The sequence below is a fragment of the Streptomyces bikiniensis genome (assembly GCF_000716625.1).
Classification (GTDB): domain Bacteria; phylum Actinomycetota; class Actinomycetes; order Streptomycetales; family Streptomycetaceae; genus Streptomyces; species Streptomyces bikiniensis.
Window position 1 is genome coordinate 35,889 of record NZ_JNXJ01000043.1, and the last position, 15,271, is coordinate 51,159.

The 15,271-nt window shown below is 73.5% G+C and carries 16 protein-coding genes; 11 read left to right on the forward strand and 5 right to left on the reverse strand.

Annotation, left to right across the window (positions count from 1 at the left end; all coding sequences use genetic code 11):
- The first annotated feature begins 146 nt into the window (after nucleotides 1-146).
- From OO47_RS27325 to OO47_RS27355, 7 genes are all read left to right on the forward strand, one after another.
- Nucleotides 147-1,016: a HipA family kinase gene (locus OO47_RS27325; protein ID WP_030214462.1), complete on the forward strand. Its 870-nt coding sequence runs from the start codon at nucleotides 147-149 to the stop codon at nucleotides 1,014-1,016.
- The gene (locus OO47_RS27330; protein ID WP_030214460.1) at nucleotides 1,013-1,396 is read left to right on the forward strand and encodes a DUF3037 domain-containing protein; all 384 of its coding nucleotides are present in this window, start codon (nucleotides 1,013-1,015) and stop codon (nucleotides 1,394-1,396) included. The genes OO47_RS27325 and OO47_RS27330 overlap by 4 nt, the downstream gene beginning before the upstream one ends.
- A gap of 179 nt (nucleotides 1,397-1,575) precedes the next feature.
- Nucleotides 1,576-2,337: a 3-oxoacyl-ACP reductase FabG gene (gene fabG / locus OO47_RS27335; protein ID WP_030214457.1), complete on the forward strand. Its 762-nt coding sequence runs from the start codon at nucleotides 1,576-1,578 to the stop codon at nucleotides 2,335-2,337.
- 35 nt (nucleotides 2,338-2,372) lie between these two features.
- Nucleotides 2,373-3,140 carry an SDR family oxidoreductase gene (locus OO47_RS27340; protein ID WP_030214455.1) on the forward strand — a complete coding sequence of 256 codons (768 nt, stop codon included), beginning with the start codon at nucleotides 2,373-2,375 and terminating at the stop codon, nucleotides 3,138-3,140.
- A gap of 148 nt (nucleotides 3,141-3,288) precedes the next feature.
- Nucleotides 3,289-4,869 (forward strand): ABC transporter substrate-binding protein, encoded by a 1,581-nt coding sequence (locus OO47_RS27345; protein ID WP_030214454.1) that lies wholly within the window; start codon nucleotides 3,289-3,291, stop codon nucleotides 4,867-4,869.
- Nucleotides 4,870-4,990: 121 nt separating this feature from the next.
- Entirely contained in the window at nucleotides 4,991-5,674 is a 684-nt protein-coding gene (locus OO47_RS27350) for a uracil-DNA glycosylase (RefSeq protein WP_030214453.1), read from the forward strand.
- Nucleotides 5,675-5,743: 69 nt separating this feature from the next.
- Entirely contained in the window at nucleotides 5,744-6,217 is a 474-nt protein-coding gene (locus OO47_RS27355) for a hypothetical protein (protein WP_030214452.1), read from the forward strand.
- A 48-nt stretch (nucleotides 6,218-6,265) separates the two neighbouring features.
- On the opposite strand, the gene OO47_RS27360 is transcribed toward OO47_RS27355, so the two are convergent.
- The 3 genes from OO47_RS27360 to OO47_RS27370 form a co-directional block, all read right to left on the reverse strand.
- Complete coding sequence (locus OO47_RS27360) at nucleotides 6,266-6,766, reverse strand: hypothetical protein (RefSeq protein WP_063831940.1); 501 nt, start codon at nucleotides 6,764-6,766, stop codon at nucleotides 6,266-6,268.
- A gap of 182 nt (nucleotides 6,767-6,948) precedes the next feature.
- Nucleotides 6,949-7,485 (reverse strand): DinB family protein, encoded by a 537-nt coding sequence (locus tag OO47_RS27365; RefSeq protein WP_199812348.1) that lies wholly within the window; start codon nucleotides 7,483-7,485, stop codon nucleotides 6,949-6,951.
- Between the two features lie 34 nt (nucleotides 7,486-7,519).
- Entirely contained in the window at nucleotides 7,520-8,134 is a 615-nt protein-coding gene (locus OO47_RS27370) for a TetR/AcrR family transcriptional regulator (protein ID WP_030214445.1), read from the reverse strand.
- Between the two features lie 120 nt (nucleotides 8,135-8,254).
- On the opposite strand from OO47_RS27370, the gene OO47_RS27375 reads away from it, so the two are divergent.
- Complete coding sequence (locus OO47_RS27375) at nucleotides 8,255-9,649, forward strand: FAD-dependent monooxygenase (protein ID WP_234323311.1); 1,395 nt, start codon at nucleotides 8,255-8,257, stop codon at nucleotides 9,647-9,649.
- Between the two features lie 55 nt (nucleotides 9,650-9,704).
- Complete coding sequence (locus tag OO47_RS27380) at nucleotides 9,705-10,610, forward strand: Gfo/Idh/MocA family protein (protein WP_030214441.1); 906 nt, start codon at nucleotides 9,705-9,707, stop codon at nucleotides 10,608-10,610.
- Nucleotides 10,611-11,434: 824 nt separating this feature from the next.
- Here the strand turns inward: OO47_RS27380 and OO47_RS27385 are convergent.
- Together OO47_RS27385 and OO47_RS27390 are read right to left on the reverse strand one after the other, a co-directional pair.
- Nucleotides 11,435-12,307, reverse strand: coding sequence for an undecaprenyl-diphosphate phosphatase (locus OO47_RS27385; RefSeq protein ID WP_030214438.1), 873 nt, complete (start codon nucleotides 12,305-12,307; stop codon nucleotides 11,435-11,437).
- Between the two features lie 139 nt (nucleotides 12,308-12,446).
- Nucleotides 12,447-13,202 carry a TVP38/TMEM64 family protein gene (locus OO47_RS27390; protein WP_030214436.1) on the reverse strand — a complete coding sequence of 252 codons (756 nt, stop codon included), beginning with the start codon at nucleotides 13,200-13,202 and terminating at the stop codon, nucleotides 12,447-12,449.
- A 312-nt stretch (nucleotides 13,203-13,514) separates the two neighbouring features.
- Here OO47_RS27390 and OO47_RS27395 point away from each other — a divergent pair, with 312 nt between their 5' ends.
- Nucleotides 13,515-14,273, forward strand: a complete 759-nt coding sequence (locus OO47_RS27395) for a DNA alkylation repair protein (RefSeq protein ID WP_051716043.1) — start codon at nucleotides 13,515-13,517, stop codon at nucleotides 14,271-14,273.
- Nucleotides 14,270-15,124, forward strand: coding sequence for a patatin-like phospholipase family protein (locus OO47_RS27400; RefSeq protein WP_033210494.1), 855 nt, complete (start codon nucleotides 14,270-14,272; stop codon nucleotides 15,122-15,124). The genes OO47_RS27395 and OO47_RS27400 overlap by 4 nt, the downstream gene beginning before the upstream one ends.
- Nucleotides 15,125-15,271 lie beyond the last annotated feature (147 nt).

Sequence of the window (15,271 nt, forward strand, 5' to 3'; positions counted from 1 at the left end):
CAGTCCGTCGTGGCCCGGCCGCGACGGCCCGGAAACTCCTCGCCGACGATCACTCGCGGTCACTATGCTCACTTCATGCCGGAGGCCGACAGCAAGGGCTCGGCGTGCATGGATGGCAGGGCTGAAGAGATGGGTGGCCTGGGAAAGTGCTGAAAGAGGTCGTCGCGACCCGCTACGTCACGCCCCTGCGGGAGGGCGGCTCGCTTCCCGGGATCGTCGAGGCCGACGATCTCGGCACGTACGTCATGAAGTTCACCGGCGCGGGGCAGGGCCGCAAGACCCTGGTCGCCGAGGTGATCTGCGGGCAGCTCGCCCGCCGCCTCGGGCTGAGGGTGCCCGAGCTCGTCACCATCCAGCTCGACCCGGTCATCGGGCTCTCCGAACCCGACCAGGAGGTGCAGGAGCTGCTCAAGGCGAGCGGCGGGCTCAACCTGGGCATGGACTTCCTGCCGGGGTCGCTGGGCTTCGACCCGCTGGCATATGAGGTGGACCCGGCCGAGGCGGGAAGGGTCGTCTGGTTCGACGCGGTGATCAACAACGTCGACCGGTCCTGGCGGAACCCGAACATGCTCGTCTGGCACGGCGACCTGTGGCTCATCGACCACGGCGCCACCATGATCTGGCACCACAACTGGCCGGGCGCGCAGGCGTCCGCCGCCAAGCCGTACGACGCCTCCGACCACGCGCTCGCCCCCTTCGGCCCCGACATCGCCGCCGCGGCCGCCGAGCTCGCCCCGCTCGTCACCCGCGAACTCCTCGACGAGGTCGCCGCCGACGTGCCCGACGAGTGGCTCGTCGACGAGCCCGGCTTCACGAGCGCCGACGAGGTGCGCGCCGCCTACGTCGAGGCGCTGCTGCCCCGCGCCGCCACCATCCACGAGCGGATCACCCTCGGCCCGCGCACCGAGGGCCGGCCCCAGCAGCCGCCCGGCTGGCTCGCCGAGCGCCTCGCGCCCCGCCCGCGCCCCGCCGGCGAGAACACCGAGAAGAGCACCGACAAGGACGGCACCACGTGAGCGACCGCGACGTCTTCGAGTACGCGCTGCTGCGCGTGGTGCCGCGGGTCGAGCGCGGCGAGTGCTTCAACGCGGGCGTGGTCGTCTACTGCCGCGCCCGCTCCTTCGTGGCCGCCCGCACCCACCTGGACGAGGCCAAGCTGACGGTCCTCGACCCGGCGGCCGACGTGACCGGCGTACGGGCGGCCCTGCGTGCCGTCGAGGGGGTCTGCCTCGGCGGGGACGCGGCCGGGCAGGCCGCGCGCGACGACGCGGGGCGCCGCTTCCGCTGGCTGATCGCGCCGCGCTCCACGGTCGTCCAGCCGGGCCCCGTGCACACCGGCCTCACCGCCGACCCCGAGGCCGAGGTGGAACGCCTGCTCGATCTCCTCGTGCGCTGAGCGCCCGCCCCCCGGACGGAGGGTGACCAGGTGCACCCGGTGGGCCGTTGACACCGGGTGCCAGGGCTTCTAGCGTCTCGTCTGCGGACGATACTAAGCGGTCGCTCATGTGCGGGACGCAGGAGCGGACGCCGGTCCGGCCGCCACCAGGGACGATCCAAGGGCGAGGAGAACCAAGCATGTCCACCACCGAGCAGCGCGTAGCCGTCGTCACGGGTGCCGCACGGGGCATCGGCGCGGCCACCGCGCTCCGCCTCGCGGCCGAGGGCCGCGCCGTCGCCGTACTCGACCTCGACGAGGCGGCCTGCAAGGACACCGTCGAGAAGATCACCGCCGCGGGCGGCACCGCCCTCGCGGTCGGCTGCGACGTCTCCGACGGCGCCCAGGTGGAGGCCGCCGTCGCGCGCGTCGCCGCCGAGCTCGGCGCCCCGACGATCCTCGTCAACAACGCGGGCGTGCTCCGCGACAACCTGCTCTTCAAGATGTCCGAGTCGGACTGGGACCTCGTCATGAACGTGCACCTCAAGGGTGCCTTCCTGATGGCGAAGGCCTGTCAGAAGCACATGGTGGACGCGGGCTTCGGCCGGATCGTCTCCCTCTCCTCCTCCTCGGCGCTCGGCAACCGCGGCCAGGCCAACTACTCCGCCGTCAAGGCCGGTCTCCAGGGCTTCACCAAGACCCTCGCCAAGGAGCTCGGCAAGTTCGGCGTCACCGCCAACGCCGTCGCCCCCGGCTTCATCGTCACCGAGATGACCGCGCAGACCGCCGAGCGCGTCGGCATGGGCTTCGAGGAGTTCCAGGCCGCCGCCGCCTCCATGATCCCGGTGCAGCGGGTCGGCCGCCCCGAGGACGTCGCCAACGCGATCGCGTTCTTCACGGGCGACGACGCCGGATTCGTCTCCGGCCAGGTCATGTACGTGGCCGGCGGCCCGCTCAACTGACGGCCGGCGGCGACGGGAACGAGGAGGAGACGAGCATGAGCACGCAGCAGCCGCCGGAACCGTCCGGCAAGGTCGCCCTGGTCACCGGCGCGAGCCGGGGCATCGGCTACGGCATCGCCGAGGCGCTGGTCGCCCGCGGAGACCGGGTCGTCATCACCGGACGCGGCGAGGAGGCCCTCAAGGAGGCCGTGGAACGCCTCGGCGCCGACCGGGTGATCGGCGTCCCCGGCAAGGCCCACGACGAGGCCCACCAGGCCGCCGCCGTCGAGGCGGCGATGGACGCCTTCGGCCGGGTGGACTTCCTGATCAACAACGCCGGTACGAATCCGGTCTTCGGCCCCATCGCGGACCTGGACCTCAATGTGGCGCGCAAGGTCTTCGAGACGAACGTGATCTCCGCGCTCGGCTTCGCCCAGCGGACCTGGCACGCCTGGCAGAAGCAGAACGGCGGGGCGATCGTGAACATCGCCTCGATCGCCGGCGTGTCCGCCTCGCCTTTCATCGGGGCGTACGGAATGAGCAAGGCCGCGATGGTCAATCTGACCCTCCAGCTGGCGCACGAATTCGCGCCGGTCGTGCGGGTCAACGCAATCGCCCCGGCCGTTGTCAAGACGAAATTCGCGCAGGCGCTCTACGAGGGCCGCGAGGCGGAGGCCGCCGCCTCCTATCCGCTCGGCCGGCTCGGCGTGCCGGCGGACATCGGTGGTGCGGCCGCCTTCCTCACCTCCTCCCAGTCGGAGTGGATCACCGGTCAGACGCTCGTCGTCGACGGCGGCATTTTCCTGAACGCCGGAGTCGGGTGACCGATAACCGGACACTTTCCGGAATTCATGTCCGGATTGACACCGGTTCTGCATCGAATGCCTCAAGTGCCCCGTCGGGCTCGAACATTGACCTGACGGGGTGCTGCGGTATCGTCGGCCGACCCATGGCTGAACGAGGAGCGTGCACGTGTTCAACCGGACCAGTCTGCAGGCGGCTGCAGCCCTTGTGTCCATATCCCTGGTGACCGGATGCGGTGTCTTTTCGGACAGTGAATCCACCGGGGATCAGAGACTCGTGATCGGCACGACGAGTTCTCCCTCCACGCTTGATCCAGCCGCGTCCTGGGACAATGCCTGGGAGCTCTTCCGGAACGTCTTCCAGACTCTGGTGAGTTTCCCGACCGGCAGCACGACGCCGCAGTCGGACGCCGCCGACTGCAAGTTCACGGACACCGCCAGCCGGGTCTTCGAGTGCAAGCTCATCGACGGCCTCACGTTCTCCAACGGGCACAAGCTGGACGCCAAGGCCGTGCAGTACTCGATCGAGCGCATCCGCACGATCAACCACAAGGGCGGCCCCAACGGCATGCTCGGGTCCCTCGACAAGATCGAGACCGTCGGCGACCGCACGGTCGTCTTTCGCCTCAACAAGCCGGACGCGACCTTCCCCTTCATCCTCGCCACCCCCGCCATGTCCATCGTGGACCCGGCCGAGTACCCGGCCGACCGGCTCCGTTCGCAGGACGGCAAGGTCGCCGGCTCGGGGCCCTACACCCTCGACGCGTACGCCGAGGGCGAGTCGGCCGAGCTGACGAAGAACCCCACGTACAAGGGGTTCGCCAACCTCAAGAACGGGGGGGTGACCATCAAGTACTTCAAGGAGTCCGAGGCGATGGTCACGGCGCTCCGGAAGAAGGAGATCGACGCCACCTACCGCGGCCTCACCGCCGAGGAGGTCGTCTCCCTCCAGGACGACAGGCCCGAGAACCAGGACCTCCAGCTCGTCGAGTCCACCGGCACCGACATCCGCTACCTGGTCTTCAACGCCCAGGACCCCTCGGTCGCCAAGCTCCCCGTCCGCAAGGCCATCGCCCAGCTCGTCGACCGCGACGAACTGGTCAACCGGGTCTACCAGGGCACCGCCGAACCCCTGTACTCCATGGTGCCCAAGGGCATCGCGGCCCACACCACCAAGTTCTTCGACCGCTTCGGCTCGCCCAGCGTCGAGAAGGCCACCAAGATCCTTCGCGAGGCCGGCATCGACGAGCCCGTCAAGCTGACCTTCTGGTACACCACGGACCGCTACGGCTCCTCGACGGCCGCCGAGTTCAAGGAGCTCAAGCGGCAGCTGGAGGAGTCCGGGCTCTTCGAGGTCACCCTGCACGGCAAGCCCTGGACGGAGTACCAGGCGGCCTACCAGAAGGGCGAGTACCCGGTCTTCGGCCGCGGCTGGTTCCCCGACTTCCCGGACCCGGACAACTTCGTCGCGCCCTTCGTCGGCAAGGAGAACGTCCTCGGCACGCCCTACGTGAGCCCCCGGATCACCGACGTCCTCATCCCCAAGTCCCGCCGCCAGAGCGACCGCGGGACCGTCACGGACGAGTTCGTGGCGGCCCAGGAGATCATGGTCCAGGACGTCCGCCTGCTGCCCCTGTGGCAGGGCAAGCTCTACATCGCGGCCCGCGAGGACATCGGCGGCGGCGAGCGCGCCCTCGACCCGCAGACGGTCATGCAGCTGTGGGAGCTGCACCGCCGGGCCAGCTGGTAGCCGGACGCCGGCGGAGGGACCGCCGGCGGGGGCGCACCGGTGAAGACCTGCGGGGGCCGCTGTCAGTGGCCCCCGGTAGGTTCGGGGACGTAGGCAGGAACGTCCACCGGAGGTTGTGACCGTGACCGACACCAGCATGCTGCCCGAGTCCTGGCGGGGTGTTCTCGGCGAGGAGCTGCAGAAGCCGTACTTCGAGCAGCTCACCGAGTTCGTCGAGGAGGAGCGCGCCAAGGGACCGGTCTTCCCCCCGAAGGACGAGGTGTTCGCCGCCCTCGACGCCACCCCGTACGACAAGGTGAAGGTCCTGATCCTCGGTCAGGACCCCTACCACGGCGAGGGCCAGGGCCACGGCCTCTGCTTCTCCGTCCGTCCCGGCGTGAAGACCCCGCCCTCCCTGCGGAACATCTACAAGGAGATGAACGCCGAGCTCGGCCTGCCGATCCCGGACAACGGCTACCTGATGCCGTGGGCCGAGCAGGGCGTCCTCCTGCTCAACGCCGTGCTGACGGTCCGCTCCGGCGAGGCGAACTCGCACAAGGGCAAGGGCTGGGAGAAGTTCACCGACGCGGTGATCACCGCGGTCGCCTCGCGCCCCGACCCGGCCGTCTTCGTCCTGTGGGGCAACTACGCCCAGAAGAAGCTGCCGCTCATCGACGAGGAGCGGCACGTGGTGGTCAAGGGCGCCCACCCCTCGCCCCTGTCGGCGAAGAAGTTCTTCGGCTCGCGTCCCTTCACCCGGATCAACGAGGCCGTGGCCGCCCAGGGGCACGAGCCGATCGACTGGCGCATCCCCGACCTCGGCTGAGCCTCGGACCGATCCGGGCCGGGGGCGGCTAGCGTCGGCCCTCCCAGTGGTGATCTTGTGGAGGTCGCGGTGACCGAGCAGCAGCAGGTGTCGGACGACGGGGTCATGACCAGGATCGGGCAGGCCCTGATGCTGCTCCACGGCGGCGACCGCGAGGAGGCCCGCAACCGCTTCGGGCTGCTCTGGCAGCAGATCGGCCCGGACGGGGACCCCCTGCACCGCTGCACCCTCGCGCACTACATGGCGGACGCCCAGGACGACCCCGACACCGAGCTGGCCTGGGACCTGCGGGCCCTGAGCGCGGCCGAGGACCTCACGGACGAGCGGCTCGCCGCGCACGACGCGTCGGCCGCGGTCCGGGCGCTGTACCCCTCGCTCCACCTCAACCTGGCCGCCGACTACGCCGAGCTCCACCGGCCCGACGCCGCGCGCGCCCATCTGGACCGGGCCCGCGCGGCGGCGGACCACCTCGACGACGACGGCTACGGGACCGGGGTACGGGCCGCGATCGAGCGCCTGGAGCTGCGGCTGCGGGGGGAGTGACGGGCCGCCGACCGTCCGCGAGCGGCGCCCTGGGGTCCGTACCCCGGCTCACCGGGCGTACGGACCGGGGCAGAACCCCGACCGGTCGCCGCCGGGGTGCGAGACCCCGTACCGCTCGCCGCCGGGGTCCAGGGCTCCGTACCGCTCGCCCAGGGCGCAGACGTCGGAGCGGGAGAGCGGGGGCCGCGCCGGTGGCTCCGCCGCGCGGGGCGGGCCGGGCGGTGCCGACGGGCCGGGCGGCACGGACGGCCCGGACCGGTCCGGGTGGTCCGGCGGACGCGGGTCTTCGCTCCGGGGCGGTGCGGTGCCGGGGCGCGGTGCCTCCGGGAGCCGCGGGGCCGCCGTCCGCCGCCGCTCGGCCGTGGGGGTCGCGCGGGGCGCGGCGGAGGGCGGGGGAGCGGGGAGCGCCGCTTCGAGGGCCTCGCGGGCCGGGCCGTCCACGAGTTGCGGCGCGGCGCCCTTCCCGGGGCGTGCGGACTCCGCCGCCGGAGCGGGGGCGGGCGCCGCCGGCGGCGCGTCCACCGAGACGCAGCCGGTCAGGGCGGCCATCGCCGCCCCTAACAGGATCTTCGCTGTGGTTCGGGTTCCATGCACCCGCGCCACTCTGCTGCTCCGGCGGCGATCTTCGCGCCCCTACCGGCGGGGAATGCCCCGCACGGGTGAGCCGGGGCGTGCCCGGCCTTGACCCGCCCGGCCGCGACCCGCAGGGGCCCCGGCGGGCCCCCGGCGGCTCAGTCGCCGGTCGCGCCGTCGATCCGCTCCCGGATCAGGTCCGCGTGGCCGTTGTGGCGGGCGTACTCCTCGATCATGTGGAGGTAGATCCAGCGCAGGTTGAACTTCTTCCCGCTGCGCTTCTCCCCGGTGCCCAGGTAGTCCAGGTCACGGGTCGCCGCCAGGGCGCGGGCGTGGGCGATCTCGGCCTGCCAGGTGGCGTACGCCTCCTCGTAGGTGTCCCCCTCCACGGTGTGGATGTCCCGGTCGAGGTCCTCCTCCGTCGAGTAGAGCCAGGGGGCCTCCTCGCCGGCCAGGACCTGGCGGAACCAGCCGCGCTCGACCTCGGCCATGTGCCGGACGAGCCCGAGCAGGTTGAGATCCGACGGCGGGGCGGAGGGGGTGCGCAGCTGGGCGTCGTCGAGCCCCTCGCACTTCCTCGCGAGGGTCGCGCGGTGGAAGTCGAGCCACTGCTCCAGGGCTTCGCGCTCGCCCGAGGTGGTGGACGGGGAGACGCGCGGGACGGTTTCGGTCTGTTCGCTGGTCATGCCGGGCATCGTCCCCCACGCCCGGGGGACGAAGCCAGTGAATTCACGCCCGTGCGGTCCCGGCCCGGTCCCCGAGCATGCCGCGCAGCAACTCGTCGATCCCGGTGCGCAGTTCCGCGAGGCCCGGCACGGACGAGTGGAAGGAGCCCGCCGCGCAGGAGAACATCAGCCCCTCGGACCAGGCGATCAGGGAGAGGGCGTGCCGCTCGGGGGCCGTCGAGCCGGCCGCCGCCATCATCGCGGTCAGCGGTCCGTGGAACACCGCTCCCGCCCGGTCGAAGAAGCTCCGCAGCTCGGGGCGGCGGGTGGCCTCCAGGGCCAGTTCGTAGCGGGAGACGAGCAGGGGGCGGTGGTCGGTGAGGTAGCGGTGGAGGGCGAGGGCGAGCGCGTTCACGAGCGCGTCCCCGCCGCTGTCCGGACCGGGCACCTCGCGCGGAGTGAGGACCCGGGACTCCAGCTCGACCTGGCGCCGTACGGCCGTCTCCAGGAGGGCCTGGCGGGTGCGGGCGTGGTTGGACGTGGATCCCTGCGGCAGCCCGGCCCGCTCGTCCACGGCGCGGTGGGTCAGGCCCCGCATCCCCCGTTCGACGAGCAGGTCGAGGGCGGCGTCGCCGATCCGGTCGGCACGCGGGGCGGAGGGATCCGGCGCTGCGGTCATGGAGGACAACCTACTACCGCCCCCTGCACGTCGGACTACACCTGTAGTACGGTCGGGACGTCGGACTCACTACACCTGTAGTCCCGGGGTCCGGCGGTCGCCCGTCCCGAGGGAGCAGCCATGGAACAGCACCGCGCCGACGCGAACGAACCCGACGCGAACGAACCCGGTGCGAACGGACCCGGGGTGAACGGCTCCGACGCGAACGGTCCCGGCGTGGACGACCCCGGCGCACGCCGCACCGACGTGAACGGCGCCGAGGCCCACCGCTTCGACGCGCGCCGCACCGACACGTACCGAACCGGCGCGCGCCGCGCCGTCGTCGTCGGAGCCGGCATCGGAGGGCTCACCGCCGCCGTCGCCCTGCACCGGCGGGGCTGGCGGGTCACCGTCCTGGAACGGTCCGCCGACCTCGCCCCCGTCGGAGCCGGCATCGCCCTCGCGCCCAACGCCCAGCGGGCCCTGGACGTCGTCGGCCTCGGCGACCGGGTCCGCGACCTCTCCGCCTGGCAGGGGGACGGCGGCGTGCGGACCCCCGCCGGCCGCTGGCTCGTCCGTACCGACGCGGCGGCCGCCGCCGCCCGCTTCGGCGGCCCCCTCGTCCTCCTCCACCGCGCCACCCTCGTGGAGATCCTCACCTCCGCCCTCCCGGACGGGACCGTGCGGACCGGCACGGCCGCCGTGGTGACCGACCCGGGGGACGACCGCCGCCCGGCCCGCGTCACGGCCGTGGCCGGGGGAGCGGAGACGGAGTGGGAGGCCGACCTCGTCCTCGCCGCCGACGGCATCCGCTCCGCGACCCGCCGCGCGCTCTTCCCCGGCCACCCCGGCCCCCGCTACTCCGGCCGCACCACCTGGCGGGTCGTCGTCCCCGCCCCCGGGCGCCCCTTCGCGCCGCACGAGACCTGGGGCGCCGGACGGCTGTGGGGCACCCAGCCGCTCAAGGACGGCCGGGTCTACGCGTACGCCATGGCCACCGCCCCCGAGGGCGCCCGCGCGCCCGACGACGAGAAGGCCGAACTCCTGCGCCTCTTCGGGGACTGGCACCACCCGGTGCCCGAGGTCCTCGCCGCCGTCGACCCCGACCGGGTCCTGCGGCACGACGTGCACCACCTGATCACCCCGCTGCCCGCCTACCACCGGGGCAGGGTGGCCCTCCTCGGGGACGCCGCGCACGCGATGACGCCGTCCCTCGGCCAGGGCGGGAACCAGGCCGTCGAGGACGCCGTCGTCCTCGCCCACCACGCGGGCGCCGACGGCGGGTTCACGCCGAGCCGCGCCCTCGCCGCGTACACGGCGGACCGGCTGCCGCGCACCACCGCCGTCGTCCGCAAGGCCGCCCGCACCGGGGCGCTCACGATGCTCTCCGCGCCCCCGGCCGTCGCCCTGCGCTCGGTCCTCGTCGGCGCGGCCGCCCGCCTCGGCCCCGGATTCCTGCTGAAGGGCTTCGACGGCATCGCCGACTGGCGACCGCCCGGCGGCCCGGCCCGCCCCGATCCGTCCCGCGTAAGCTGACCGGCGCGAACGGCCCGTACGAGCGGGGCCGGCGAACGACGACAAGGGAGACCCCGTGAAGGTTGGCTGCATCGGACTCGGCGACATCGCGCAGAAGGCCTACCTCCCCGTCCTCGCCACCCTCCCCGGGGTCGAACTGCACCTGCAGACCCGCACCCCCGCCACCGTGGAGCGGGTCGCCGACACCCTCCACCTGCCCGCCGACCGGCGCCACACCACCCTCGACGGGCTGCTCTCCGCCGGACTCGACGCGGCCTTCGTGCACGCCTCGACCGCCGCGCACGCCGAGATCGCCGAGCGACTTCTCGACGCCGGCGTCCCCACGTACGTCGACAAGCCCCTCGCGTACGAGTACGCCGACTCCGAGCGGATCGTGGAGCTCGCGGAGAAGCGCGCCGTCTCCCTCGCCGTCGGCTTCAACCGGCGCCTCGCCCCGGGCTACGCCCAGTGCCTGGAGCACCCGCGCGACCTGATCGTGCTCCAGAAGAACCGGATCGGGCTGCCCGAGGACCCCCGCACGCTGGTCCTCGACGACTTCATCCACGTCGTCGACACCCTCCGCTTCCTCCTGCCCGGCGAGGTCGAGCACGTCGACGTGCGGGCCCGGGTCCGCGACGGGCTCATGCACCACGTGGTGCTCCAGCTCTCCGGCGACGGGTTCACCGCCATCGGCATGATGAACCGGATGAACGGCTCGACCGAGGAGATCCTGGAGGTCTCGGGCCGGGACACCAAGCGCCAGGTCCTCAACCTCTCCGACGTGGTCGACCACAAGGGCCAGCCGACCGTCCGCCGACGCGGCGACTGGGTGCCCGTGGCCCGGCAGCGCGGCATCGAGCAGGCGGTGCTCGCCTTCCTCGACGCGGTACGCGAGGGCCGGGTGCTCAGCGCGCGCGACGCCCTGCTGACCCACGAGCTGTGCGAACGCGTCGTACGGGAGTCCCTGGCCCAGGCGTCCTGACGGCCGTCCTGGCGCACGGGCGGCACCGGATCTCCGGCCGTAGCGGACCCGGGGCCACTCGTAGCCGGCGGACAGCGTCCGCCGGAGCCGCGGAAGCACCGCCCCGGCCGGCGGGCCGATCCGGCCGAGGACGTCGGCCGCCTCATGGCTGCGACGGCCGTCGGCAGATCGTGCAGCCGGGGCACGACGTCCCCGGGGTCGCCTTCGATCTCCCACGGCGCGGCCGTGGCGGCCGTGCGGAGGCCGACGTCCCCCGCGCCGGCCGGAGGGCGGACCGCCTCCAGGGCCGATACGGCCGTGGCGCCGAAGGGGCCGAGCGCGTCCAGGGCGGCCGCGGCGATCCGCCGCCGTTCCTCGGTCCCGCCCTCGGCCGGCAGGCGGCCGTCCGGTGTCTCCCTCGTGCGGTCGCCGTCGTCGAGGAACAGGCCGAGGCCCTCGATCGCCGCGCGGCGCACGGACGGCGCCGGGTCCGCCGCGTGGCGGACGAAGACGTCGGCGTTCTCGCGCATCAGCGCCACGCCGTCCGCGTGGGCCGTGGACTCGGTACCGTCCGGCGTGAAGCAGGCGCCGTCGGTGCCGCGGTCCATGGACGCGCGTCCGACGCCGACCAGGAGTTCGACGATCGACGCGCGGTCGGGGATCGCGGGATCCTGCGCCATGGCGAACAGGAACGGCAGGCTCGCCGCGGCCCATCGGGGCACGGACCCGGCAGCCGACGGCCGGGACGTTCGCGCCTGCGGTTCGGTCGAACCGGTGACGCCGGGACCGCGGATCGCGCCGGCGGCGAGGACCGGAGGTCCCGCCATGCGGGGAGTGGGGGACGATCAGCCGGCCGACTCACCCGCGTGCGGGCTCAGGACGTCCGTGCCGACCAGGACGAACAGCAGGATGCCGAGCAGGATCCGGTAGATCACGAAGGGCATGAAGGACTTCGTGGTGATGAACTTCATGAACCAGGCGATGACGGCGTATCCCACCGCGAAGGCGACGATCGTCGCGAAGATCGTCGGGCCCCAGGAGACGTGCCCCTCGCCCGCGTCCTTCAATTCGTACGCGCCCGAGGCGAGGACCGCCGGGATCGCGAGGAGGAAGGAGTAACGGGCCGCCGCCTCGCGGGTGTAGCCCATGAGCAGGCCGCCGGAGATCGTCGCGCCCGAGCGGGAGACGCCGGGGATCAGGGCCATCGCCTGGCAGACGCCGTAGATCAGGCCGTCCCGCACGCCGAGGTCCTTGAGCGTCTTGCGCTCGCGGATCGCCCGGTGGCGGCCGCCGACCTCGTCCCGGGCGGCCAGCCGGTCCGCGACGCCCAGGACGACGCCCATGACGATCAGGGTGGTGGCGATGAGGCGCAGGTCCCGGAAGGGGCCCTCGATCTGGTCCTTGAGCGTGATGCCGAGGACGCCGATCGGGATCGAGCCGACGATCACCAGCCAGCCCATCTGGGCGTCGTGGTCCGACCGCATCGACTTGTCGGTGAGGGAGCGGAACCAGGCCGAGACGATCCGGGCGATGTCCTTGCGGAAGTAGATCAGGACCGCCGTCTCCGTGCCGATCTGGGTGATCGCCGTGAACGCCGCCCCCGGATCGTGCCAGCCGGCGAACGCCGCCGTGAGGCGCAGGTGCGCACTGGAGGAGATGGGGAGGAACTCCGTCAGCCCCTGGACGAGTCCCAGGATGAACGATTCGAACCAACTCATGGGGCCAGGGCCGTCCCGTTATGTACGTGTGTGGTCAGAAGGTCGTGCGCAGCGTACCGTCCCGAGGTGAAGAATCCCCCGACACGGGATGTACGCGAGGTAGCGCCCGCCGTATCTCCCGGGAGGCCTCCGGCAGACCTCAGCGGGCGCCGGCCACCGGTTCCGGTTCCGGCGTGGCGTCCCGCACCGGGGCGGGGGACCGCAGGCCGTGCCGCTTGCGCCAGGCCACCACCGCGGCGCAGAGCCCCGACAGGACGATGAAGCCCGCGGAGAAGAGGAAGGCCGGCGAGCCCGGCGAACCGGCCTGGGCGCCCGCCACCACGTACGCCGCCGTGTTCGGGACCGTGCCGACCCCCGTCGCCAGGAGGAACGGCACGTACTTCATCCGGGAGACCGCCGCGCAGTAGTTGGCCGCCGCGAACGGCACTCCGGGGAACAGCCGGATCGCCAGCATCGAACGGAACCCGTGCCGGCTCAGCTGCCCGTCCGCCGCCGTGAGGAGGCGGCCCCGCAGCAGCGGCCGCAGCGCGTCCTGCCCCAGGTACCGGCCGAGGGTGAACGAGATCCCGGCACCGAGGACCGTCCCCGCGACCGCCCCCGTCAGACCGGCGGCCGAGCCGAAGAGCGCGCCCGCCGCCAGGTTCAGGACCGGGCGCGGTACGAAGGCCGCCGTGCACACCCCGTACGCCAGGGCGAACAGCAGCACCGCGCCCGCGCCGCCCGCCCGCGGCGGCCAGCCCGAGGCCAGCAGGCGCTGCGGCTCGTAGAGCACCACGAGGGAGGCCGCCGTGAGCAGCAGCAGAACGAGCAGTGAGAGCCGCGAGCGGGGGGCGAGGAGGGCCCGGGAGCAGCGGGCGGCGAGGGAGCCCGGCGGCCGGGGGACGGGAGCGAGCATCCGGGGAGAGTAGCGGACACGGGTGTAGGGGCGCCGTAATGTGCGTCATGTCCGTCCGGGGCGGGTTTCCGGGACGCGCCGTGAGCGGAGGCCCCCTCGCGACGACCGGCCTTGCGATCCCGCGCCCGGAGGGGTTGTGTGACGACCGACCCCGCGATCCCGCGCCCGGAGGGGCTTTGTGACGACCGACCCTGCGATCCCTGTGACCACCGGACCCGCGGCCCCGCGCCCGGAGCGGCTCTGCGACCGCCGGCCCCGCGTCCGGAGGGGCCCGACGGCGGTCGATTCCGTCCCCGTGTCCGGAGGAACCCCATGACGACCCGCCCCCTGCCCGGAGAAGTCCCCGACAGCGTCCTCGCCGACGTCGTCCTGGAGCGGCTCACCACCCTCTACCCGGCCGCCGGGAACCCCTTCCGGGCGCAGGAGATGGTCGCGTACATGAAGGGCGTCGCGCCCTTCCTCGGGGTGCGGACGCCCGAGCGCCGGACCTTGTCCCGGGCCGTTCTCGACGGCACCCCGCGCCCCGACGAGGACGACTGCGCCGCGATCGCCCTGCGCTGCTTCGCGCTGCCCGAGCGCGAGTACCACTACTTCGCCGTCGACTACCTCCGCCGCCACGTGCGCCGCTGCTCCTCCGCCTTCCTGCCCGTCGCCCGCCGCCTCGTCACCACCGTCTCCTGGTGGGACACCGTCGACCACCTCGCCGCCCACGTCGTCGGCGGCCTGGTCGCCGCCGACCCCGCCCTCGCCCCCGAGATGGACGCGTGGATCGACGACGAGGACCTGTGGGTCGCGCGCACCGCCCTCCTCCACCAGCTCCGCTTCAAGGGGGACACCGACGCGGACCGCCTCTTCGACCACTGCCTGCGCCGCGCCGGCCACCCCGACTTCTTCATCCGCAAGGCGATCGGCTGGAGCCTGCGCGAGTACGCCAGGACCGCCCCCGCCGAGGTCCGCGCCTTCGTCGCCGCCCACGGCCCCCGGCTCTCGCCCCTCTCCGTCCGCGAGGCCCTCAAGAACCTGGCCCCGCCCGAGGGCCCTCCCAACCGCCGCGCCAGAATGGGCACATGACGCAGCAGACGGAGAAGCGGACGGCACTGGTGCTGGGCGCGGGCGGCATGACCGGGGCCGCCTGGGAGACCGGAGTGCTGCGGGGCCTCCTCGACGCCGGACTCGACGTGACCGGGGCCGACCTCGTCGTGGGCAGCTCCGCCGGCGCGGTCGTCGGGGCGAGGCTCGGCACGGCCGGACCCGACGCGCTGTACGAGCGGGAGCTCGGCGGCGAGGACACGGAGCCCGCCGCGCGGCTCGGGGTCCCCACGCTCCTCCGGTACGCCGTCGCCGTCCTGCGCTCCCGCTCCCCGGAGGAGTACGGACGCAGGATCGGTCGGCTCGCCCTCGGGGCCCGCACGGTGGACGAGGCGGCCCGCCGCGAGACCGTGGTCCGGCGGCTCGGACCGGCCACGGACTGGCCCGGCCGCCCGCTGCTCGTCACCGCCGTCGACGCCGCCACCGGCGAGCTCGTCACCCACGACGCGAACAGCGGCGTCCCGCTGGCCGACGCCGTCACCGCGAGCTGCGCCGTCCCCGGCCTCTGGCCCCCGGCCACCGTCGGCGGGCGCCGGCTGATCGACGGCGGCATCCACTCCACGGCCAACGCCCACCTCGCCGCCGGGTACGAGCGGGTCCTGGTCGTCGCCCCCGACGGACGCGGGAGCAAGGTGGTGCCCTCGCCGGACCGGCAGGGCGCCGAGCTCGCCGCCGCGGGGGCCCGCGTCGAGGTGATCACCCCCGACGCCGACTCCCGCGCGTCCTTCGGACGCGACGTGCTCGACCCCGCCCACCGGGCCGCCGCGGCCCGCGCCGGACGCGTCCAGGCCGCCCGCCACGCGGAGGCCGTCGCCGCCGTCTGGAAGGGCTGACCCCGGCCCTTCCCGCGGGGCCGGCCGGCACCCGGACCGAACGATCCCCCTCCACGAGGCCCGGCCTCTCCCCCGAGCCGGTCCCGCCGACGTGCCCGGCGAGGCCCTCGCCCTCCACGTCCACGTTCGGCAGGACCCGGTCCAGCC